Source organism: Planococcus sp. YIM B11945 (genome assembly GCF_050864155.1).
Taxonomy (GTDB): Bacteria; Bacillota; Bacilli; order Bacillales_A; family Planococcaceae; genus Planococcus.
The window spans coordinates 96,562-120,162 of record NZ_JBOZWR010000001.1; the positions used below are offsets into that span (position 1 = coordinate 96,562).

Annotated in this window: 21 protein-coding genes; 20 read left to right on the plus strand and 1 reads right to left on the minus strand. The window is 45.4% G+C overall.

The genetic code is table 11. From position 1 onward, the window contains the following. Positions 1 to 25 precede the first annotated feature (25 nt). Positions 26 to 337 (minus strand): YtpI family protein, encoded by a 312-nt coding sequence (locus tag ACRRQV_RS00555; RefSeq protein ID WP_432526582.1) that lies wholly within the window; start codon positions 335 to 337, stop codon positions 26 to 28. Between the two features lie 92 nt (positions 338 to 429). On the opposite strand from ACRRQV_RS00555, the gene ACRRQV_RS00560 reads away from it, so the two are divergent. The 20 genes from ACRRQV_RS00560 to nrdR all read left to right on the plus strand — a co-directional run bounded on the left by ACRRQV_RS00560 (position 430) and on the right by nrdR (position 23,597). Next, the gene (locus tag ACRRQV_RS00560; RefSeq protein WP_432526584.1) at positions 430 to 1,368 is read left to right on the plus strand and encodes a DHH family phosphoesterase; all 939 of its coding nucleotides are present in this window, start codon (positions 430 to 432) and stop codon (positions 1,366 to 1,368) included. Positions 1,369 to 1,388: 20 nt separating this feature from the next. Beyond that, positions 1,389 to 4,445: a DNA polymerase III subunit alpha gene (gene dnaE / locus ACRRQV_RS00565; protein WP_432527695.1), complete on the plus strand. Its 3,057-nt coding sequence runs from the start codon at positions 1,389 to 1,391 to the stop codon at positions 4,443 to 4,445. Between the two features lie 114 nt (positions 4,446 to 4,559). Next, positions 4,560 to 5,207 carry a FadR/GntR family transcriptional regulator gene (locus ACRRQV_RS00570; RefSeq protein ID WP_432526586.1) on the plus strand — a complete coding sequence of 216 codons (648 nt, stop codon included), beginning with the start codon at positions 4,560 to 4,562 and terminating at the stop codon, positions 5,205 to 5,207. Further along, positions 5,197 to 6,063, plus strand: a complete 867-nt coding sequence (accD, locus tag ACRRQV_RS00575; RefSeq protein ID WP_432526588.1) for an acetyl-CoA carboxylase, carboxyltransferase subunit beta — start codon at positions 5,197 to 5,199, stop codon at positions 6,061 to 6,063. The genes ACRRQV_RS00570 and accD overlap by 11 nt, the downstream gene beginning before the upstream one ends. Next, positions 6,056 to 7,021, plus strand: a complete 966-nt coding sequence (locus tag ACRRQV_RS00580; protein WP_432526590.1) for an acetyl-CoA carboxylase carboxyltransferase subunit alpha — start codon at positions 6,056 to 6,058, stop codon at positions 7,019 to 7,021. Before accD ends, ACRRQV_RS00580 begins: the two co-directional genes overlap by 8 nt. A gap of 135 nt (positions 7,022 to 7,156) precedes the next feature. Continuing rightward, a complete protein-coding gene (gene pfkA, locus ACRRQV_RS00585; protein WP_432526592.1) occupies positions 7,157 to 8,116 on the plus strand; it encodes a 6-phosphofructokinase in 960 nt (319 codons plus the stop codon). Between the two features lie 22 nt (positions 8,117 to 8,138). Further along, the gene (gene pyk, locus ACRRQV_RS00590; RefSeq protein WP_432526594.1) at positions 8,139 to 9,899 is read left to right on the plus strand and encodes a pyruvate kinase; all 1,761 of its coding nucleotides are present in this window, start codon (positions 8,139 to 8,141) and stop codon (positions 9,897 to 9,899) included. A gap of 27 nt (positions 9,900 to 9,926) precedes the next feature. Continuing rightward, complete coding sequence (locus ACRRQV_RS00595) at positions 9,927 to 10,310, plus strand: FxsA family protein (RefSeq protein WP_432526596.1); 384 nt, start codon at positions 9,927 to 9,929, stop codon at positions 10,308 to 10,310. A gap of 184 nt (positions 10,311 to 10,494) precedes the next feature. Beyond that, a complete protein-coding gene (citZ, locus tag ACRRQV_RS00600) occupies positions 10,495 to 11,610 on the plus strand; it encodes a citrate synthase (protein ID WP_432527697.1) in 1,116 nt (371 codons plus the stop codon). An 80-nt stretch (positions 11,611 to 11,690) separates the two neighbouring features. Continuing rightward, positions 11,691 to 12,959 carry an NADP-dependent isocitrate dehydrogenase gene (gene icd, locus ACRRQV_RS00605; RefSeq protein WP_432526598.1) on the plus strand — a complete coding sequence of 423 codons (1,269 nt, stop codon included), beginning with the start codon at positions 11,691 to 11,693 and terminating at the stop codon, positions 12,957 to 12,959. A 164-nt stretch (positions 12,960 to 13,123) separates the two neighbouring features. After that, a complete protein-coding gene (gene mdh / locus ACRRQV_RS00610) occupies positions 13,124 to 14,062 on the plus strand; it encodes a malate dehydrogenase (RefSeq protein ID WP_432526600.1) in 939 nt (312 codons plus the stop codon). Positions 14,063 to 14,198: 136 nt separating this feature from the next. Continuing rightward, positions 14,199 to 14,675 carry a MaoC/PaaZ C-terminal domain-containing protein gene (locus ACRRQV_RS00615; RefSeq protein WP_432526602.1) on the plus strand — a complete coding sequence of 159 codons (477 nt, stop codon included), beginning with the start codon at positions 14,199 to 14,201 and terminating at the stop codon, positions 14,673 to 14,675. A gap of 47 nt (positions 14,676 to 14,722) precedes the next feature. Beyond that, the gene (locus tag ACRRQV_RS00620) at positions 14,723 to 15,430 is read left to right on the plus strand and encodes a response regulator transcription factor (RefSeq protein ID WP_432526604.1); all 708 of its coding nucleotides are present in this window, start codon (positions 14,723 to 14,725) and stop codon (positions 15,428 to 15,430) included. Then, entirely contained in the window at positions 15,427 to 16,827 is a 1,401-nt protein-coding gene (pnpS, locus tag ACRRQV_RS00625; protein ID WP_432526606.1) for a two-component system histidine kinase PnpS, read from the plus strand. Before ACRRQV_RS00620 ends, pnpS begins: the two co-directional genes overlap by 4 nt. A gap of 234 nt (positions 16,828 to 17,061) precedes the next feature. After that, entirely contained in the window at positions 17,062 to 19,680 is a 2,619-nt protein-coding gene (gene polA, locus ACRRQV_RS00630) for a DNA polymerase I (RefSeq protein ID WP_432526608.1), read from the plus strand. 18 nt (positions 19,681 to 19,698) lie between these two features. Then, complete coding sequence (gene mutM, locus ACRRQV_RS00635; protein WP_432526610.1) at positions 19,699 to 20,571, plus strand: bifunctional DNA-formamidopyrimidine glycosylase/DNA-(apurinic or apyrimidinic site) lyase; 873 nt, start codon at positions 19,699 to 19,701, stop codon at positions 20,569 to 20,571. A 9-nt stretch (positions 20,572 to 20,580) separates the two neighbouring features. After that, entirely contained in the window at positions 20,581 to 21,186 is a 606-nt protein-coding gene (gene coaE, locus ACRRQV_RS00640; RefSeq protein WP_432526612.1) for a dephospho-CoA kinase, read from the plus strand. A gap of 101 nt (positions 21,187 to 21,287) precedes the next feature. Continuing rightward, positions 21,288 to 22,304: a glyceraldehyde-3-phosphate dehydrogenase gene (locus ACRRQV_RS00645; RefSeq protein ID WP_432526614.1), complete on the plus strand. Its 1,017-nt coding sequence runs from the start codon at positions 21,288 to 21,290 to the stop codon at positions 22,302 to 22,304. A 316-nt stretch (positions 22,305 to 22,620) separates the two neighbouring features. Further along, complete coding sequence (gene speD / locus ACRRQV_RS00650; protein ID WP_432526616.1) at positions 22,621 to 23,004, plus strand: adenosylmethionine decarboxylase; 384 nt, start codon at positions 22,621 to 22,623, stop codon at positions 23,002 to 23,004. Positions 23,005 to 23,120: 116 nt separating this feature from the next. Continuing rightward, on the plus strand, positions 23,121 to 23,597 hold the full coding sequence (nrdR, locus tag ACRRQV_RS00655) for a transcriptional regulator NrdR (RefSeq protein ID WP_432526618.1): 477 nt from the start codon (positions 23,121 to 23,123) through the stop codon (positions 23,595 to 23,597). Positions 23,598 to 23,601: the final 4 nt, after the last annotated feature.

Below are 23,601 nucleotides of genomic sequence, written 5' to 3' on the forward strand. Positions count from 1 at the left end.
CTCTCCTCATGTGAGGAGAGCCTGGTTATTTGTTCAGCCGCGTTTCTTCTGCAAGAAACTGGCGATAATGCTTGGCGGCTTTGTAGTTATAGACGAGCAAACCTATGCCAAGAGCGATGAAAATACCGGCAATAATGTACGTAACGACGGTTTGGAAAAGCAATAGCTGATTAATGCCGAAGAACACCATAAAGCTGCCAAGGGCAACCGATGCCATAGACGTGTACCATTTTTTGCGGATTGGCAAAGACGTACGGAACTGCTTTGTTTTATAATAAAAATAAAACGCGAACGAAAAAGCAATTAAAACCACAGTTATAAAGACAAATATATCCATAGGGACCTCCTGTATTCCAAAACTCATTCTTATTGTACTTAGATTCGGATGAAAATGCGAATGGATTTCCCAGCAAACGGAGGAATAGAAACTTGAACAGTCAAATCATCGACACAATTAAACAATTCGATACCATCATCATTCACCGCCACGTGCGTCCCGATCCGGATGCTTATGGCTCGCAGCTTGGCTTAAAATACTTATTGCAGCATAATTTCCCGGGCAAAAAAATTCTAGCAGCTGGCGAACATGATTTTACGTTGGATTTTTTGGATTTTCCCGACCAAGTGGAAGATGCTGACTTTAACGGCGCGCTTGTTATCGTTACCGATACCGCAAATACCGACCGTGTGGATGACCAGCGCTATAAACTAGGCGCCAAACTCATTAAAATTGACCATCACCCAAACGACGATGCTTACGGAGACATTGTTTGGGTGGATACGACAGCCAGTTCCGCATCTGAATTGGTATATGAATTGTATACATACGGAAAACGACAAGAAAGTTGGAGCCTTCCCGCATCTGCGGCCCGGCTTTTATACGCAGGCATTATTGGAGACACAGGCCGATTCTTGTTTCCTAGCACGACCCAAAAAACGTTTGCGATCGCGGGTGAATTAATCAAAGCCGATTTTGATCGGACAGCTTTGCATAACGGCATGTACGAAATGGAACGCAAATTGCTTCATTTGCAGGGCTATATTTACCAAAACTTTAAGATGGACGAAAGCGGAGCGGCATACGTCAAAATTACTTTGGATGTATTGAAAGAATTTAACGTAACTGCAACGGAAACTTCTCTCCTTGTGAGTTCGCTTGGCAACGTGAAAGGCTTAAAAGCATGGGTCATTTTCATTGAGGAAGAAACGGAAATTCGCGTACGTCTGCGTTCAAAAGGGCCAATCATCAATGAATTGGCAAAAGAGTTTGGCGGAGGCGGCCATCCGATGGCATCTGGTGCCACTGCTTATTCATGGGAAGAAGCAGACCGCGTCATCGAAAAGTTGATTGAAATTTGTTCTGCATAAAAGGAGGGATTTAAGTGTCCATGGTATACCCGCATATAAGCACGTCGGCTGATTTGCTGAAAAGCACGGTGCGCCTAGACGAACTTTTCCCTTTTCTTTTGGAACAAGGCGCAAAAGCCGCCGCTATCGTCAATACGAAACTATATGGCCTTTTGCCATTTTGGGAAGCTTGCCACCGGACCGGCATCCACGGAGTTATTGGATACGCCACATTTATTGAATTTGAAGACCGGCGCTTGCCGGTCGTTTTCTATGCGAAAACAAATGAAGGCTATAAGAATTTATTGAAAATCTCCAGCGCACTTGCGACGAGGGAGAAGAATGCAATTCCGGAACTTTGGCTCAAGGCGTATCGCCCAGGCCTTATTTGTGTTATTCCAAACAAGCCTGACTGGGTGAAAGAAGAAAACAAAGCGGCATTTGCCTACATAAAACCCCTCTTTCAAGAAGACGCGTTTGGCAGCGTCGAACGGCCAGGGGGTGAGCGCTCACCCGAAGAAAGCTACTTTCTTTCGCTGTGCGAAACCGCCCAGTTGCCGATTATCGCAACCCAAGAAAGCCGCTATCTTCACGAACAAGATGCGTTTGCGTATGAAGTCGCTTCTGCCATTGGCCAAGGCTTGAAACTCAATGATCCGCAGCGCGAAAAACCCGAGCACACAAAAGCCTATGTTCCAACGAACCAGGAATTCACGGATTGGTTTTCAGACCATCCGGAGTGGCTGGGGAATACTGCAGAGTTATTGGCAAGTTGCAACGTGAGCATTGCGATGAATCAGCAGCTTCTCCCCGTGTATCCGCTTGAAGCCGGAATTGACCGGGCCGCTTATATAATGGAACTATGTAAAAAAGGACTTTCGGAACGGATTCCATCGGTTTCTTCCCGCTACATCGAACGGTTGGAATATGAACTTTCCGTCATTGGCAAAATGGGCTATATCGATTATTTCCTGATCGTTTCTGATTTTATGAAATTCGCACGGGACAATGACATTTTAACCGGTCCGGGGCGAGGTTCTTCCGCGAGTTCGCTTGTCGCTTTCTCACTGCAAATAACCGATGTCGATCCGCTTGAACACGGCTTGTTGTTTGAACGGTTCTTGAATCCGGAGCGTGTGACGCTGCCGGATATCGACATCGATTTTGCCGATTACCGGCGCCATGAAGTGGTGGAATACGTAGCGGCCAAATACGGGGAAGCGTATACGGCCCAAATCATTACGTTCGGGACGCTTTCCGCCAAAGCTGTCGCACGCGATACCGCCCGCGTCTTCGGTTTTGAAGCGCCGGATTTGGAAGCTATTTCAAAAATGATTCCGAACCGTCCGGGCACCACACTGAAATCCGCATTAAAAGATTCTCCTTCTTTAAACAGCTGGATCATGGAAAAAGACGAACGCAAAACGTGGTTTAAAACGGCGCTGAGGCTAGAAGGCTTGCCGCGTCATGCTTCAACCCATGCCGCGGGCGTCATTTTAAGCCCGACGCCGCTCGTTGACCACGTGCCGATTGAAAAAGGGAACGAAGGCATATATATCACGCAATGGCCGATGCAAGAACTGGAGGCGGTCGGCTTATTGAAAATGGATTTTCTCGGCCTCCGCAATTTAACGATCCTCGAACAAATCCGCCGCTACGTCTGGTGGGATTTGAAAAAACGCGTTGATTTCCGGAAGCTGCCGCTGACCGACCGCGACACGTTTGCGTTATTGGCAAAAGGGGACACAGCAGGCGTCTTTCAGCTTGAGTCGGATGGCATGCGAAGAGCTTTAAGTGAAATACAACCGACGGCATTCGGCGATATCGTAGCCGTCAATGCGCTGTTCCGGCCAGGTCCGATGGAATTTATTCCGTTGTACGCTAGAAGAAAACATAAAAAAGAAGCGGTGGCTTATGCCCATCCGCTGCTGGAACCGATTTTAAAAGAAACGCACGGCGTTATTGTCTACCAGGAACAAATCATGCAAATTGCTGCGACGATGGCCGGCTTCTCGCTCGGCGAAGCAGATTTGTTGAGACGGGCTGTCAGCAAAAAGAAACGGGAAATTTTAGATGAAGAACGGCGCCATTTTGTCGGCGGTGCGCTGTCCAAAGGGTTTACGGAAGAAGCAGCGACAGAAGTCTATAATTTGATCGTCCGCTTTGCGGATTACGGATTTCCGAAAAGCCACGCGGTAGCCTACAGTATCATTTCCTATCAATTGGCGTATATGAAAACGCATTACGCCCCGCATTTTTATGCAGCGCTGCTGGCCACTAACGTCGGCAATACGGAAAAAACGCGGCAATTGCTGCAAGAAATCAAAGACAAGAAAATTCCGCTCTTGCCGCCGTCGGTCCAGGCAGCGCACAGCTCGTATACCGTTGAAGACGGAAAGATCCGCATCGGATTGAATGCGGTGAAAAGCGTGCCATCTCCTGCATTGAAAGCTCTTGTTGCTGCCAGAAAACAAGGTGCTTTTCAAAGCCTGTTTAATATTGCAGAACGGATATCCGCGCTGCATTTTACGCGCAAAGCATTTGAGCCGTTGATCAAAGCGGGCGCACTGGATGAGTTGGGCCATGACCGCGGGGTTTTATTGGCATCGCTCGACAGTGCTGTCAAACACGCCGAACTCGTTAAGCCTAATGAAGAGCCGGGATTGTTTGACGACATGGGCACAAGTTTTATGAAGCCAAAATATACACAAACGTCGCCATTACCGGAAAACTTGAAGCTGGATTATGAACAAGAAGTGCTCGGATTTTATTTGTCGACGCATCCGCTTGAACGCGAGAAAGAAAAAAGAAACAAGCCGTTTGTCGATTTGAAGTTGTTAAAAGACTGCCGGGATAAAGAAGCGGTGACGGTTCTTGGCATGGTGGAAGACATCAAGCGGATCCGGACGAAAAAAGGGGATGCGATGGCCTTTGTCACCTTGCTTGACGACACGGGTCCGGCATCGCTCACGTTGTTTCCTGCTGAGTACGCCAAATTCAATGCTTTGCTCGAGCCGCACGCCGTATTAGAAGTTCATGGAAATATAGAAAACCGTAACCATAAAACTGCCATTATATGCAAAACAATAGCCACTTGACTGCTTTTCTTCAACGAAAAGCAGTTTTTTCTTTACGGAAGCCGAAAAGTTTTGTATTCTATTGTGTATGAGTGGTCAGACCACTTTCAAAAAAATGGAAATTAAGGAGCGACCATGAATCAATCCAAACGCTACTTAGATATAGTGCGCGATATTCGGGATATGATCCGGCACGAAAAAATTCGGCCGGGAGACCGCCTTCCTTCGGAGAGAGAATTGGCTGAAACCTTGCAAGTTGGGCGATCGACCATCAGAGAAGCTTTGAGGAGCTTGGAGCTTTTGGGTTTGATTGAGACGCGCCGGGGGGAAGGGACGTTTCTGGCAGACCATCGCAATCATAAGCTGGTCGAGGTGTTGTCCACGTTCATTTTGCAGGACCGCCAATCAGTCGAAGATGTGCGGGAAACGCGGCTGATCCACGAACTTTCTGCCATTCAAAGCATCTGCCAAAGTGCCGCCAAAAGCCATATGGAGATTTGGGAGAGCTTTCGGCAGCGCTTAGGAGACGAGGCCGAATTGCGGCGCGAAGACTTTGTTCGGGAATTGATGGTCCTATCAGGCAACCGCCTGTCTTTAAAAATCTGGTTTTTGCTTCAGCAATACAGCGGAAATCCATACGAAGGCACAGTGCAGGAATCGGAAAAAGAGCTGTTAAATCATATATTGGCAGCAATAGAGCAACAAGATGCCGATCAAGCTGCTAAAGGATTCAAAAGTTGGAATGAATGGCTAATAAAGGAGAGAATGCGCAATGATTCGTGATATTTTCAAACGAAATAAAGACAAAAAAGAAGCGACGATTCCATCAAAAGCCGCAAAAGATATGCCAGAAGGGTTAATGACAAAATGTCCTTCGTGCAAACAAATTACATTGACAAAAGACTTGACGGCCGCTTTGAAAGTATGCCCGAAATGCGATCATCATTTCAAAATGACAGCGCATGAACGAATCGATAGTTTACTTGACGAAGGATCGTTTACATCGATGGACGATCATTTGGTTTCAGAAAATCCACTGGGTTTCCCGGGCTATACAGAGAAAATTCGCAAAGACAGCGAAAAAACAGGATTGAACGAAGCGGTGCTGACCGGTTCAGGAAAACTATTAGGACAAGACGTAGTGGTTGCTGTCATGGACTCGCATTTCCGCATGGGTTCGATGGGTTCGGTGGTCGGCGAAAAAATCACGCGTGCCATTGAAGCGGCGACCAACCAAAAGCTGCCCTTCGTCATTTTCACAGCAAGCGGAGGAGCACGTATGCAAGAAGGAGTTTTGTCGTTAATGCAAATGGCAAAAACCAGCGTAGCGTTGAAACGCCACAGCAACGAAGGGCTGTTGTTCATTTCAGTCTTGACGCACCCGACAACAGGCGGCGTATCGGCAAGTTTCGCTTCGGTCGGCGATATCAACATCGCGGAGCCAAAAGCGCTGATCGGATTTGCGGGACGCCGCGTAATAGAACAGACGGTGCGCGAAAAATTGCCTGAAGACTTCCAGACAGCCGAATTTTTATTGGCCCATGGCCAGCTTGATGCAGTTGTCCACCGTGCAAAAATGCAAGAAACATTAGCGGCGATTTTGCGCTTGCATACGAAGGAGGCCGTCCACCATGGCTAAAACAGCACCGAAAGCGATGCCGTTTGAAGAACCGGTAGTTGAATTGCGAAAAAAAATAGACGAATTAAAAGAATACACAAAGACGGCGGATGTAGATTTGACTTCAGAAATTGACAGCTTGGAAGAACGGTTGACAAAACTTGAAACGGATATTTACGAAAACATGAAGCCGTGGGACCGCGTGCAAGTAGCGCGCCACCCGAACCGCCCCACGACATTGGATTATATTCCGATGTTATTCGAAGATTTTATAGAGCTGCACGGAGACCGTTTATACGGAGACGACGAAGCCATCGTTGGCGGAATCGCTTCGTTTCGCGGCCAGCCGGTAACCATCATTGGCCACCAGCGCGGCAAAGACACAAAAGAAAACATCCGGCGCAATTTTGGCATGCCGCATCCTGAAGGCTACCGCAAAGCGCTTCGGTTGATGAAGCAAGCGGAAAAATTCAAGCGCCCCATCATTTGCTTGATTGATACAAAAGGCGCTTACCCGGGGAAAGCAGCGGAAGAACGCGGACAAAGCGAAGCAATTGCGCGAAACCTTGTCGAAATGGCGGGACTTGAAGTGCCGGTGATTTCCATTGTTATCGGAGAAGGGGGAAGCGGCGGTGCCTTGGCCCTAGGGGTTGGCAATCACATTTTGATGCTCGAAAACTCGACATTCTCTGTTATTTCTCCGGAAGGAGCTGCTTCGATTCTTTGGAAAGACTCGGCGCTTGCTCAAACAGCCGCGGAAGCGATGAAAATTACTGCACCTGATCTGTTTGAAATGAAGATTATTGAGCGGATTATTCCGGAAGTGCGCGGCGGGGCCCATCACGACTGCAAAAAACAAGCTCAGTTTATCGGAGATGCCATCAAACAATCGTTTGACGAGTTGGCTCATCTGCCTGCTGATGCATTAATCAGCCAGCGGTATGAAAAATTTAAATCGATCGGCGTTTTCGGAGAATAAAAACCGCTTTGGCGGTTTTTTTTATTGATGTAGAATAGAGAATAGATCTTTGCGCTAAAGGCGGTTCACGACTGACAGCAGCGGAATCACGTGGTAAGGTGAAAAGAGTAAAAGGAAATGCAGGAGGCGTAATTTATGAAGCGAATAGGTGTGTTGACAAGTGGAGGAGATTCTCCTGGAATGAACGCAGCGGTGCGTGCGGTAGTTAGGAAAGGAATCTTCCACGGGTTGGAGGTATTTGGCGTTTACCAAGGCTACCAAGGCTTGATTGAAGGCAAAATTAAAAATTTGGAAGCAGGCGACGTTGGAGACATTATCCAGCGAGGCGGCACGAAACTGTATTCCGCCAGATGTCCGGAATTCAAAACGGAAGCCGGCCAAGAAAAAGCCATCGAACAAATGAAAAAACACGGGCTTGAAGGATTGGTAGTCATCGGTGGAGATGGCTCGTATCAAGGAGCCATGGCTTTGACGAGAAAAGGGTTTCCTTGTGTCGGTGTACCGGGAACGATTGACAACGACATTCCGGGAACTGATTACACCATCGGCTTTGATACGGCGTTGAATACCGTCATTGAAGCGATCGATAAAATCCGGGATACGGCGACCAGCCACGAACGGACGTTTATCATCGAAGTGATGGGAAGAGATGCCGGGGACTTGGCATTATGGGCAGGTCTTGCAGGCGGAGCAGAAACCATTTTGATTCCGGAAGAAGCTTTTGATATCGACGAAATTGTCGATCGCTTGGAAAAAGGGAAAAAACGCGGCAAGCGCCACAGCATCATCATCGTTGCTGAAGGGGTCATGAACGGCAATGAGCTGGCTGCGTTGATCGAAGAAAAAGCAGCCATTGAAACCCGTGTTTCGGTTCTTGGGCATATTCAGCGCGGCGGGTCGCCGACAGCCCGCGACCGGGTGCTTGGCAGCCTTTTTGGCGCACGGGCAGTTGAAGTGCTTCTTGACGGCCCAGGCGGACGGGCAATTGGCATGAGAAATCATCAAGTGGTAGACTATGATATGACAAAAGCATTTACCGAAAAGCACGATACGGATATGACCTTGTACAAATTATCAAAAGAATTATCAATTTAAATTGCTAACTGGAGTGAGTCTATTGAGAAAAACGAAAATCGTCTGCACAATCGGACCTGCAAGTGAATCACCTGAAACTTTAGAAGCTTTGATCCATGCGGGAATGAACGTCGCCCGTTTGAACTTTTCGCACGGCAGCCACGAAGAACATGGCATGCGCATTCAGCGAATCCGTGAAGCGGCTGCAAAAACCGGTAAAATTGTCGGGATCCTTTTGGATACTAAAGGACCGGAAATCCGTACGCATCAAATGGAAAACAACTCAGTTGAACTGGTCACAGGACAAAACATCGCTATTTCGATGACGGAAGTTCTTGGGAACAGCGAAATGTTTTCCATTACGTACGAACAGTTGATTGAAGATGTTGCCGAAGGGTCCATCATTTTGTTGGATGACGGGTTAATTGAATTGCGTACAATAAAAATTGACAATGAAAAAGGGTTGATTCATACCGTTGTCGAAAATGCCGGAACACTGAAAAGCAAAAAAGGCGTAAACGTTCCGGGAGTTTCCGTTCAATTGCCTGGGATTACCGAGAAAGATGCACAAGATATTTTATTCGGCATCGAACAAGGCGTTGATTTCGTTGCGGCTTCTTTTGTGAGAAGAGCATCAGACGTGATGGAAATTCGAGGGCTTCTTGAAAACAACAACGGCAGCCATATTCAAATCATTCCAAAAATCGAAAACCGCGAAGGCGTCGATAATATCGATGAAATCATTATGGTTTCTGATGGCTTGATGGTCGCACGTGGAGATTTAGGCGTTGAAATTCCAGCGGAAGAAGTGCCGATTGTCCAAAAATCGTTGATTGAGAAATGCAATAGCGCAGGGAAACCGGTCATTACGGCAACTCAGATGTTGGATTCCATGCAGCGCAACCCTCGCCCGACGCGTGCGGAAGCGAGCGATGTTGCGAACGCGATTTTTGACGGCACGGACGCAATCATGTTGTCTGGCGAAACGGCAGCCGGCATCTATCCGGTTGAATCGGTTGAAACGATGCACCGCATTGCCATGACAACAGAAGCAGCGTTAAATTATAAACAAATCGTTTCAACTAGAAGCAAAGAAAAAGAAGCCAATATGACTGATGCGATTGGCCAAGCGGTTGCCTATACGGCGCTGAATTTGAAAGTGAAAGCAATCATCGCACCGACAGAAAGCGGCCATACGGCGAAAATGATTTCAAAATACCGTCCGGAAGCACCGATTATTGCGGTCACATCTTCAGATATTCCTTCACGCAAATTGACGCTTGTATGGGGCGTACAGCCGATTGTCGGATCAAAAGTTGAATCGACGGATGACTTGCTTGAAAAAGCAGTGGACGAAAGCGTCAGACACCATTACGTGAAACACGGCGACCTAGTGGTGATTACAGCCGGCGTTCCAGTAGGGCAGGCAGGAACAACCAATTTGATGAAAATTCACGTAATTGGGGACATTATTGCAAAAGGCCAAGGGATGGGTATAGGATCTGCTTTAGGAGAGACTATGGTTGTCAGAAATGCTGAAGAAGCCAATACGCTTGATGCGACAGGCAAAATTATCGTAACGATCGGAACGGATCGTGAAATGATGCCTGCAATCAATAAATGTGCGGGTATTATTACCGAAGAAGGCGGATTGACGAGCCACGCAGCTGTGGTCGGTTTGAGTTTAGGGATTCCGGTTATTGTCGGTGTCCAAGATGCAACGACGCTAATCAAAAACAATTACGAGATCACTATTGATGCAGAGTCTGGAATGATTTATCACGGACACGCAAGCGTTCTATAACGAACAAAGTGGAAGGCGGAAAGTAGAATGAAATGGTTTTTTTTAGCATTGATCATCGTTCCGACACTTGAATTGGCCTTGCTCATTTGGGCCGGTGGAAAAATTGGTTTTTTTGTAACGCTGGCAATTATTCTTGCGACCGGCATCATCGGAGCTTATCTGGCAAAAAAACAAGGAATGAAAGCAGTCCGCGATATACAAGAGGGGCTTCGGAATTTTGAAGCTCCTGGCGACCAGCTGCTGAATGCCGCATTTGTGCTAGTTGGCGGCGTTCTGCTTTTGACGCCCGGATTTATTTCAGATGCAATCGGGTTTACGATGCTTTTTGGACCGACTCAAAACCTTTATAAACCGCTAGTTTATCGATTGCTTCAAAAAAAGATGAAGACAACTCGGATTATTGTTCAATAATCCGAGTAAACTCATCATTTTTTAGGGAAGTTTGAAAAAAACAAGCGTTTTCATTCACAAAGCCTTCAAAATTGATTATAATGGCAAAGTAAGGAATATAGCATAAGGTTCATAAACGCAGATGAGCCATCATTCTGCCTTTTTTTATGAAATGATGGATTATACTGAAGAAGGAGCGATTTATATGACATCGGCAAAAGGTTTAGAAGGTGTAGTAGCAACACAATCTGCCATCAGTTCTATTATTGATGACACTCTTACATACGTTGGCTACGATATTGATGATTTAGCAGTAAATGCAAGTTTCGAAGAAGTGATTTACTTGCTATGGCATCAAAGATTGCCAAAAGCAGATGAATTGGCAGAATTAAAACAGCAATTAGCTGATAACATGTCAGTTCCACAAGCGGTTTTAGACCACTTTAAAACATACGAAATTAAAAAAGTTCACCCAATGGCGGCTCTTCGTACAGCAGTTTCCATGCTTGGTCTTTTTGATGAAGAAGCGGAAGACATGAATCCGGAAGCCAACTACCGCAAAGCGATCAAGATTCAAGCGAAAATTTCTACGCTTGTTACAGCATTTGGCCGCATCCGCAACGGACAAGAACCGGTAGCGCCTAAAACAGACTTAAGCTTTGCTGCAAACTTCCTATATATGCTTTCGGGCGAAATGCCGGAAGATATTGAAATTGAAGCTTTCAATAAAGCGCTTGTACTTCACGCTGACCACGAATTGAATGCATCGACATTCACAGCACGTGTAGCAGTTGCGACACTTTCTGATGTTTATTCTGGCATTACGGCCGCAATCGGCGCATTGAAAGGGCCATTGCACGGCGGAGCGAATGAACAAGTGATGAAAATGTTAACAGAAATCGGTACTGTCGAAAACGTTGATTCGTACATCAATGGAAAATTGGCAAACAAAGAAAAAATCATGGGCTTTGGCCATCGCGTTTACCGCAAAGGCGATCCGCGTGCGAAACACCTTCGCGAAATGTCACAGAAATTGACAAAAATTCGCGGAGAAGAAAAATGGTACGAAATGTCGATTAAAATCGATGAAATCGTAACAGGACAGAAGAACCTTCCGCCAAACGTGGATTTCTATTCTGCCTCTGTTTACCATTCATTGAACATTGAACACGATTTATTCACTCCGATCTTTGCAGTGTCACGTACATCTGGCTGGTTGGCTCACATTCTTGAGCAGTATTCAGACAACCGCCTGATCCGCCCACGTGCAGAATACATCGGACCTGGCATGCAGACATACGTGCCAGTAGAAGAACGTTAAAACCAATTAAAATAAAATACAATCTGTAGGGCTCGCACTTTGTGCAGCCCTACGACTTTGACTACAGGAGGCAATACTAAATGGCTAACGGCGAAAAAATCACAGTAGAAAACGGCGTATTAAACGTCCCTAACAATGCAGTCATTCCTTTCATTATCGGTGACGGAACAGGGCCAGATATTTGGCATGCAGCTTCCCGCGTATTGGAACAAGCCGTAACAAAAGCTTACAACGGCGAAAAATCAATCGTATGGAAAGAAGTTCTTGCAGGACAAAAAGCATTCGATGAAACAGGAGAATGGCTTCCTGAAGAAACGCTTGAAGTGATCCGTGAATACTTGATCGCAATCAAAGGCCCTCTTACAACGCCAATCGGCGGCGGTATCCGTTCATTGAACGTTGCACTTCGCCAAGAGCTTGATCTTTACACTTGCTTGCGTCCGGTTCGCTATTTTGACGGCGTTCCTTCACCGGTGAAACGCCCAGAAGACACAGACATGGTTATTTTCCGTGAAAACACTGAAGATATCTATGCTGGAATCGAGTACGCTAAAGGTACTGAAGAAGTTGCGAAATTGCTTGCATTCCTTCAAGACGAAATGGGCGTTAACAAAATCCGTTTCCCTGAAACTTCTGGATTAGGCATTAAGCCAATCTCTGAAGAAGGGACAAAACGTTTAGTGCGCGCTGCGATCAACTATGCAATTACTGAAGGCCGCGAATCATTGACGCTTGTCCACAAAGGGAATATCATGAAATTCACTGAAGGAGCTTTCAAAAACTGGGGCTACGAAGTGGCTGAACAAGAATTCGGCGATAAAGTCTTCACTTGGAACCAATACGATGCGATTAAAGACGAGCAAGGAACAGATGCTGCGAACAAAGCGCAAGAAGAAGCACTTGCTTCAGGCAAAATCCTTGTCAAAGATTCGATCGCTGACATTTTCCTTCAACAAATCCTTACACGCCCAAGCGAGTTCGACGTAGTGGCTACAATGAACTTGAACGGCGATTACATTTCTGATGCATTGGCCGCACAAGTAGGTGGAATTGGTATCGCACCAGGAGCGAACATCAACTACCTTACTGGACACGCAATCTTCGAAGCAACTCACGGTACAGCTCCTAAATACGCTGGCCTTGATAAAGTAAACCCGTCTTCTGTTATTCTTTCAGGTGTATTGATGCTTGAACACCTTGGCTGGACAGAAGCTGCGAAATTAATCGTTGCTTCAATGGAAAAAACCATTTCTTCTAAAGTTGTAACTTATGACTTTGCCCGCCTTATGGACGGCGCAACAGAAGTTAAATGTTCTGAGTTCGCTGACGAGCTTATCAAAAACTTCTAATAAAAAAGGAGGGGGAAACCCCTCTTTTTTTTTATATTAAAGCTGTCGGATTATTTTGCCATTAAGTTATAAAAGGCTTGCTTAGAAAATTGAAGCACTTGCTTTCGAGGCGGAAAAGCGAATGACCCGATCAGTCTTACCCGAATGGAAGAGGAGGAGTTTTTATGACATTTCAACGCAAAAAGATTTCTGTAATCGGATCTGGTTTTACTGGAGCGACGGCCGCCTTTTTGTTAGCACAAAAAGAGTTGGGCGATGTTATATTGGTGGATATTCCGCAAATGGAAAATCCGGCAAAAGGCAAGGCACTTGATATGGCAGAAGCGGGGCCGGTTCAAGGATTTGATGCACGCGTAACAGGAACCGCTAATTACGAGGATACAAAAGACTCGGATTTGGTGATCATTACTGCCGGCATTGCTCGGAAACCCGGGATGAGCCGGGATGACCTTGTCCAAACAAATCAAAAAATCATGATAGCTGTTGCTGCTGAAATCGTAAAATACTCCCCCCATACAACGATCATTGTATTGACCAATCCGGTTGATGCCATGACATATACTGTCTTCAAAGAGTCGGGGCTTCCGAAAGAGCGGGTCATCGGACAATCGGGAGTTTTGGATTCTGCCCGTTTCCGGACGTTTGTGGCTGAAGAATTAAATGTATCGGTTAAAGATGTTACGGGTTTTGTGTTAGGTGGGCACGGAGACGATATGGTGCCGTTAGTGCGCTATTCGTATGCAGGCGGAATTCCGCTGGAAACCTTGATTCCGAAAAAACGCCTCGATGAAATTGTTGCGCGCACACGCAAGGGAGGAGCGGAAATCGTTGAATTGCTGGGAAATGGTTCTGCGTACTATGCTCCGGCTGCGTCCTTAGTGGAAATGGCTGAAGCGATTATTAAAGACCAGCGGCGCCTATTGCCGGCAATCGCTTTTCTTGAAGGGGAGTACAGATTGGACGGCATCTACTTGGGCGTGCCGACCCTTCTAGGTGCTGGAGGGATTGAAAAAATTTATGAAATTGATTTGAATGATGACGAACAAGCAGCTTTGAACAAGTCCGCAGAGTCGGTAAAAGCGGTTATGAAGGTCTTAGCTTAAACTAGCCGGGCAAGGCATTCTTTGCCCGCTTTTTTTAAATCGAAATCCTGCACAGCCAATCTCTTTGAAGTGCTTGCTCTTTCCTTAAGAAAATTGATACTATTAAGGCATAAAGAAAATCGGGGAGGGAATTTTATTGCTGCTCGGGAAAAAACGCAAATTAGGCCGCAAAATTGAAGATATAAATGTCGGTGAAAAGCTTCAGTTGACGGAAAAAATCGAAGACAAAGACTTATTGCTTTATCTCGGTTTAACGAATGACAGTAACCCGCTTTATATCCAGCACGATTTTGCATCCCAAACGGCTTTTGAAAAACCGGTGGTGCCATCCATAATGCTAACAGGCATTATCGCTTCTGCTATTTCCAAATACTTGCCGGGAGCAGGCTCGTATATTAGCGAGCAACGGTTGAAATTCATCAAACCGATTTATCATTACTCGACCATTGAATTTTTGCTTGAAGTAACAGCGGTCAATGTGAAAAACAATGAAGTAACAGTCCGTGTGGAGGCAACGGACGAAAACGGTGAAAAAGCGATCGAAGGCATTGTCATTGCCAATCCGCCTCAAATTATTAATCAACTGACTTCACAAGCTATGGATAATTTTTAACGCGAGGTTTGGGATGGGGGTTCTAAACTGAATGCGGAGGCTATTACATGATGAAAAAGATTTTAATTATTGAAGACGAGCATTCAATTGCAACGTTGATTTCCTATAACCTGGTTCAAGCGGGATTTGAAACAATAGTGGCCAATGATGGCAAGGATGGCTATGAAATGGCAATAAGCGAAAACCCTTCCTTGATTGTCTTGGATTTGATGTTGCCATCAATGGATGGAGTAGACGTCTGCAAAGCGTTGCGCCAACAAAAAATAAACACGCCAATTATTATGTTGACTGCAAAAGACGATGAATTTGATAAAGTATTGGGATTGGAACTCGGAGCAGACGATTACATGACGAAACCGTTCAGCCCACGCGAAGTGGTAGCTCGCATTAAAGCCGTATTGCGGAGGACTGAAAGCTCTCCTGAATCGCATACAGATTCATCAGCCCCTTTGAAATTAGGCAGTTTAAGTGTTTACCCTGACCGTTTCGAAGCGTTTATGAGCGAACAGCAAATCGAATTCACACCAAAAGAATTTGAGTTGCTTGTCTACTTAATGGAAAATAAAAACCGGGTATTGACGCGCGACCAATTATTGAGTGCCGTCTGGAAATACGATTTTGCAGGAGACACCCGCATTGTGGACGTGCATATCAGCCACCTTCGCGAAAAAATTGAGGAAAATAGCCGAAAACCGACTTTTATTAAAACGATTAGAGGGCTTGGCTACAAATTCGAGGAGCCAAAAGCGATATGAAATCGTATCGGCAGCGACTATTATTGATGATTCTGGGTTGGATCGGCTTTTTGCTGGCCAGCCTTTTAGTTATTATAGGCCAGCTTTATCCACTTTATGAACGAGCGCAAAACACATTAAATCTTTGGATGATCCTAGTGCTGGTTTTTGCATTTGCTCTGGCATTTTCCGCTATTGTTATTCATCGGATTATCAAAATGCATGCGCGGCCTGTCGAGAATGTCACCGAAACGGCGTTGGAATTAGTCAAAGGCAATTACCGGGCAAGAGCGATTGAATCCGGGCCGGTTGCCGCGATGCAGCTCAGTTCAACAATCAATGTTTTGGCTCGGAATCTACAGGAAATTACAGCAATTCGTGAAATGGAACAAGAACGCTTAAAAACTCTTATCGAAAATATGGGCAGTTCGTTGATGATGATTAACCGGCAAGGAAAGATTTCGCTTGTTAACAAGCCTTTTCTCCAAGAGCTTGAACTGGCAATGGAAGATGTCGAGGATAAAATGTATAAAGACTTGAAAATCCCACAAGTTTTGGAACAATTCATCGAAAAAGTGTTTATGACTGAAACACCGGACAGGGACCAAATCGAATTCACAATTGGCCTTCATAAAAAACATTTGGAAGTCTATGGTGCCCCTGTTATGGGCGAGCATGAACGCTGGTTCGGCGTGGTTATTGTTGCACATGACATTTCAGATTTAAAACGCCTGGAGCAAATCCGAAAAGATTTTGTCGCGAACGTATCGCATGAACTTCGGACGCCGGTTACTTCCATAAAAGGATTTTCCGAAACCTTGTTGGACGGGGCTTATGAAGATACGTCGACGTTATTATCATTTCTGGAAATTATTCAAAAAGAAAGCAACAGGCTTGAAATGCTCATTAAGGATTTGCTGGATTTGTCGAAAGTCGAGCAGACTGGTTTTCAAGTAAAGGCTAGCCCAACAGATATGAAAGCCGCCATTGAAAGGGCGATAAACATGATTAGCCCCCGCTTGAAGGAAAAGGCCATTCATTTAACTTGCGAGCTGGAGACGGTAACGGTATACGGAGACGCAGACAGGCTGATTCAAGTAATGATGAATTTATTGGTCAACGCCATTACGTACTCTTCTTCTAATACGACAATTACGGTTCAGTTGTATAAAAAGCGCGATCAAGCAGTTGTAAAAGTAAAAGACGAAGGAATTGGCGTGGAAGCTTCGGAAATCGGCCGCTTGTTTGAACGGTTTTATCGGGTGGATCGCGCCCGCAGCCGCAATTCCGGCGGTACGGGACTGGGTTTGTCTATCGTTAAACATTTGATTGAAGCCCATCACGGGAAGCTGGAAGTGGAAAGCAAAGTAGGAGTAGGCACGACTTTCACCTTCTACTTGCCATTAACCAAACTATAAAAAATTTCCAAGTTTATAGAAAGTTTACACTAGCTTAACACGTTCTTCACATTCGCTTGTTAAGGTATAGAAGAACCCCCCTTAAACCGCAAGATTTGAAAAGAGCCCAAAAATGGGCTCTTTTTCTTTTGCTGCCTGCATATTTGGCAGAAGTATGGGCCTTCATTTCTTTTCTTTTTGCCTGCATGGTAAACTAAAGAGAATGAGGGCTTTTTAGTGAAAGGGGTAATTTTTGTGGCGAAGAAAATATTATTATTAGACGGAAACAGTTTGGCATACCGGGCATTTTTTGCCTTGCCGCTTTTAACGAACGAACAAGGGGTTCATACGAATGCTGTTTACGGCTTTACAATGATGCTCCAAAAAATCTTGGAAGAAGAACAGCCGACCCATATGATGGTGGCTTTTGATGCCGGAAAAACAACGTTCCGCCATGCAACATTCAGTGAATACAAAGGAGGGCGCCAAAAAACGCCGCCTGAGTTGTCTGAACAATTTCCGTACTTAAGAAAATTGATTGAAGCGTATCAAATTAAAAGCTATGAGCTTCCGAACTACGAAGCGGATGACATTATCGGAACGCTAAGCCTTGAAGCCGAAAAGTCGGGCGACGAAGTCATTGTCATTTCAGGAGACAAAGATTTGACGCAGTTGGCTTCACCGTCTACCACGGTGTATATTACGAGAAAAGGCATAACCGATATCGAAAAGTATACAGTCGAACATATCCGTGAAAAATACGGCTTGGCTCCAGAGCAAATCATTGATATGAAAGGTCTAATGGGCGACGCGTCGGATAATATCCCGGGTGTTCCTGGTGTAGGCGAGAAAACCGCTTTGAAATTGCTCGCTGCTTATGGAACGGTCGAAGGCGTGTACGCGGCCATCGATGAACAAAAAGGCAAAATGAAAGAAAAGCTGGCAGCAAATGAAGACTTGGCTTACATCAGCAAAAAACTGGCGACGATTGAACGCCAGGCGCCTATTGAAGTATCTATTGATGAATTAACGTATTCCGGACCGGATAACGAAGAGTTGATTAAGATTTGGAACGAATTGGCGTTCAAATCGCTATTGGAAAAAATGGAATACACTACGGAAGAAACGGTCAAAGAAGAGCTGCGCTTTACCGTAATGGATGATATTGATCCATCGATTTTAACCGGCGAAATGGCGGTTCATTTAGAGCTTTACGATGAGCAATACCATACATGCGATTTGCTCGGTGTATCGCTTGCGACTGCTGAAGAAACATACGTGATTCCTATGGACTTGGTCAAAAAATCAGAAGCGTTCCAAGCGTGGCTGAGCGATCCTGTGAAAAAGAAATTTATGGCCGATTCAAAAGCGGCGACGGCTGCCTTTTTCCGTTGCGGCATTGAGTTGAACGGCGTTGATTTTGATTTGATGCTGGGTGCCTATATTGTCAATCCATCGTTGACGTATACTGACCTGGCGAGCATTGTACAAGAATACGGCTATACGGACGTTTCGACAAATGAACAAGTTTACGGCAAAGGCGCTAAAAAAGCGGTTCCGGAAGAGGTCGTCTTGCATGAACATTTGGCACGAAAAGCTCGGGCTATTTGGGCAGTGCGGCCAGAAGTGGTGAGAAAACTTCAAGAAAACGACCAGTTTGACTTATACGACAAACTGGAACTGCCGCTTGCAACGATTCTCGGTGCAATGGAATCGTTCGGTGTAAAAGTGGATAAAGGGCAATTGACCGATATGGGCAAAGAGTTATCCGAAAAGCTTGCTGAAATTGAAAAAAACATTCATTGGATTGCCGGAGAGAAATTTAACATCAATTCCCCGAAACAGTTGGGCGTAGTGTTGTTTGAAAAACTTGGGCTTCCAGTATTGAAAAAAACGAAAACCGGCTATTCCACCGCAGCCGATGTGCTGGAGAAGTTAGAGGGGCAGCATGAAATTATTTCCCAAATCCTGATTTACCGCCAGCTAGGCAAATTATTGTCTACGTATATCGAGGGCTTGTTAAAAGAAATCCACGAAGATGGAAAAGTGCACACCCGATTCCAGCAAGCGTTGACGACAACCGGAAGACTGAGTTCCATTAATCCGAACTTGCAAAACATTCCAGTTCGCCTAGAGGAAGGACGGAAAATTCGAAAAGCGTTTGTTCCTTCCGAACCGGATTGGGTAATGGTCGCTGCAGATTATTCCCAGATTGAATTGCGTGTGCTGGCGCACATGTCAGAAGACGCGCGGCTGATCGAAGCGTTCCAAAATGATCAGGATATCCATACGGCCACAGCGGCAGATGTTTTCCACGTCCCGTTGGAAGAAGTGACAAGCGATATGCGCCGTGCAGCCAAGGCAGTAAATTTTGGAATTGTTTACGGCATCAGTGATTACGGCTTATCGCAAAGCTTGACGATTACCCGAAAAGCAGCGCAAGAGTTTATTGACCGCTACTTGGCCAGTTTCCCAGGCGTCAAGAAGTATATGACAGACATCGTACAAAAAGCACGTAAAGACGGCTTTGTCACGACGTTGATGAACCGCAGAAGATACTTGCCGGATATCAACAGCTCGAACTTCAATTTGCGAAGTTTTGCGGAACGGACGGCGATGAACACGCCGATTCAAGGAAGCGCAGCAGACGTCATTAAAAAAGCGATGATCAATATGGCAGAAGCATTGGAGCGGGAAGGCATGCAAACCCGTATGCTTTTGCAAGTGCATGATGAATTGATTTTCGAAGCGCCGCCAGAAGAGCTTGAAAAACTAAAAACCTTAGTTCCGGAAGCGATGGAATCGGCGATGGCGTTGAACGTGCCGCTAAAAGTCGACTTTGCATTCGGTGATACTTGGTATGATACAAAATGATGAGAGGAGTTGGCGCTAATGCCTGAACTTCCAGAAGTGGAAGGCGTTGTCCGCCAAATTCGCCCGGCGGCTCTCGGAAAGAAAATTCGAGACGTTTATGTGTCCGAGACGATTCGCCTTTCAAAAACGAATGGCAAAGAAGCCATCATTAAACGGATGGAAGCGGACCGGTTTATCGAGAGTTTGATCGGTGCGCAGATTGTTAGTGTGGAGCGGCGAAGCAAATACATTTATTTCACGTTAAAAACAGCGGGCAACGAATTTTTGCTCGTTAATCATTTAGGAATGTCGGGAGCTTGGTTCTATGTGGACCAGCTTTTGTCTATTGCAGAAGAAAAATTCCGCCGCCATGTCCATGTAGTGCTAACGCTGAGCGACGGAAATTTATTGGCGTATTCGGATATCCGGCGTTTTGGCGAAATGCGTGTCTTAAAGGAAGAAGCGGAGTTTCCTCCGCTTCTTTTGATGGCTCCCGAACCTTTTGAAAAAGGGGCGCTTACGCATTTTCTAGAAATGGCGGAAAGCCCGAAATACAAAGCGAAACCAATCAAAGAAGTGATTATGGACGGGCAAGTGATTTCGGGATGCGGCAATATTTATGCTACTGAAGCACTTTTTAAAATGAAAATCCACCCGAACAGAGCAGCCGGCAGAATCAGCAGGTTGCGGAAGATCGAGTTGTTTGAAACCATTGTGGCCATACTTCTAGAAAGCATCGAGGCTGGCGGCAGTACAATTTCAGATTACCGGAACGTCAACGGGGAATCGGGAAACATGCAGAACCGTTTTGGCATGTATGGGAAAAAGCACTGCCTAACATGCGGCACCGCTACCAAAACGTTGAAAATCGGCGGAAGGGCGTCGGTGTACTGTCCGACCTGCCAAAAGTGAGGGCTTAAGATGATTATCGGACTAACGGGCAGCATTGCAAGCGGTAAAAGTACAGTATCAAAAATGTTAAGCGATTTCGGATTTCCCGTTGTCGATGCAGATTTAGTGGCACGTGAAGTCGTGGAACCCGGAACCCCGACATTAAAGGAAATCCAAGAAATCTTTGGAAGCGGCATTCTGTTGCCAGACGGGGGCTTGGACCGGACAAAATTGGGGGAAATCATTTTTAACGATCCAGCTAGCCGCCAGAAGCTGAATGACGTCATTCATCCAGCCATCCGGAAAGAATTATTGCGCCAGCGTGACCATTTATTGGCTACGGGCAACGACACAGTCGTCTTGGATATTCCATTGTTATTTGAAAGCAAGCTTTTGAATTTTGCCGAAAAAATATTGGTTGTATCGGTAGATGAAGAAACCCAATTGGCCCGATTGATGATGCGCAACGGCTTTTCGGAAAGAGAAGCCCGCGCCCGCATCGCATCGCAATTGCCGATGTCGGTAAAAGAAAAAGGGGCGGATGCAGTCATATACAACCACGGTTCAATAGAAGAAACTCACATGCAGCTGCAACGCATTTTAGAGAATTGGCATCTTTTGGAACGAAAAGAATAGCTTGTCTTTTGGGATTAAGGTTCCTTAATTCGGATAATGTGTTATACTATATATCTAAAAGGAATTTTTAAGTATAACTTATTTAATGGGGGACGTATAAAATGACTGTTTCTATTGCGATTAATGGATTTGGCCGTATCGGCCGTATGGTTTTTAGACAGGCAATTTTAATGGATGATGTAAAAATTGCGGCTGTAAATGCGAGTTATCCTGCTGAGACGTTAGCTCATTTAATAAAGTATGACACAAATCACGGCACCTTCGCAGGCGACATTTTTGCCGATGATGATGCGTTGATTGTTAACGGAAAACGGGTTCAACTCGTCAACGAACGGGATCCATTGCTGCTTCCATGGAAAGAAATGGGCATTGATATCGTTATAGAAGCAACCGGAAAATTCAATTCGCGCGAAAAAGCGGCGCTTCATTTGGAAGCGGGTGCACGAAAAGTCATTTTGACAGCACCTGGGAAAAACGAAGATATTACAGTGGTAATGGGTGTGAACGAAGGTAAATTGGATATTGAAAAACACGATATTATTTCCAATGCCAGCTGCACAACCAACTGTTTGGCTCCAGTTGCCAAAGTGCTTCACAACGCGTTTGGCATTGAAAACGGCTTGATGACTACGGTGCATTCATATACGAATGACCAAAAAAACTTGGACAATCCACACAAAGATCTTCGCAGAGCACGCTCTTGTGCACAATCCATCATTCCTACTTCGACGGGCGCTGCGAAAGCGCTGTCACTCGTCTTGCCGGAACTAGAAGGGAAACTGCACGGCATGGCTCTTCGCGTGCCAACTCCGAATGTTTCACTGGTGGACTTGGTCGTTGATTTAGAGCGGGACGTAACAGCAGAAGAAGTAAACGCTGCCTTCGTACGAGCTTCTGAAAACGAGATGGCTGGAATTTTAAGTTTGACGATGGAGCCGTTAGTGTCCATTGATTTCAATACAAATTCTCAGTCGGCAATCATTGATGGACTTTCCACAATGGTCATTGGCAACCGCAAAGTAAAAGTTCTTGCGTGGTATGACAACGAATGGGGCTATTCTGCACGCGTGATCGACTTAACAAAAAAAGTAGCGGCTGCTTTGGTATCGCTAGTTTAATCAGGAAAATGGAAATTGCCTCTCCGGCGCAAACGGAGAGGCAATTTTTTATAGAGAGTTTTTAATTAACGGGAATAAATTAAAAAGATAAAATTGTTGCATTTGATTCTAATCCATCATATACTATGATTCGTGGCTAAGAAATAAGCCTCAAACGTCTGTACTATCAGTTCAAGTCACGGAGCGTACGGAATCATTTTTATTCACATGACTGCTTAAAGGGTTAGGACCTCTTAGGACTAACTTTCCCCCGTGGTAGTCAACTTTGAATATTTTGAGCAAACCAACAAAATGATATCAAAGGGGGAAACGAACCATGGAAACAATGGGACGTCACGTAATTGCAGAACTATGGCAGTGTGATTTTGACAAATTAAACGATATGGATTATATCGAAAAAACTTTTGTTGATGCAGCACTCAAATCCGGAGCAGAAATCAGAGAGGTAGCTTTTCACAAATTCGCACCACAAGGCGTAAGCGGCGTAGTGATCATTTCTGAATCGCACTTAACGATCCACAGCTTTCCGGAACACGGCTATGCAAGTGTAGATGTTTATACTTGCGGCGATCTAGATCCGACAATTGCAGCTGATTATATTGCAAAAGCGCTTGACTCGCAAGCGAGTGAAGTAACAGAATTGCCGCGTGGAATGGGACCAATCGGTGCTGGAAAAACCAAAGTTTCAGTAACTGCATAATCCATTAAAATTGGAAAACACGAAAGCAGGGGATAAAATCCTCTGCTTTTTCTATTTTCTGAAGGAATTTTTGTTATAATAGACAGAAGAGATTGTACGTTTAGGGAGATGTCAAAATGAAGTGTCCGGCTTGCCAACACAATGGAACGCGCGTCGTCGATTCGCGGCCAGTTGATGAAAATAAATCCATAAGAAGGCGGAGAGAATGCGAAGAGTGCGGCTATCGCTTTACAACATTTGAAAAAGTGGAAGAAATGCCGTTGATCGTTGTGAAAAAAGACGGTTCCCGCGAGGAATTCAGCCGCGAAAAAGTATTGCGTGGGCTCATACGTGCATGCGAGAAGCGTCCGGTGCCTTTAGAAAAGCTGGAAGAACTGGTTTTCACCATTGAAAAAGATTTACGCCGCATTGGCAATGCCGAAGTCAAATCGGAAGAAGTGGGCGAGATGGTGATGGACCGCCTGGCGGCAATCGACGAAGTGGCTTACGTCCGTTTTGCAAGTGTTTATCGCCAATTCAAAGATATTACGGTTTTCATTGATGAATTGAAGGATTTGCTGAAAAGAAGTCCTGAAGAAAAGAAAACCGAGTAAGGCG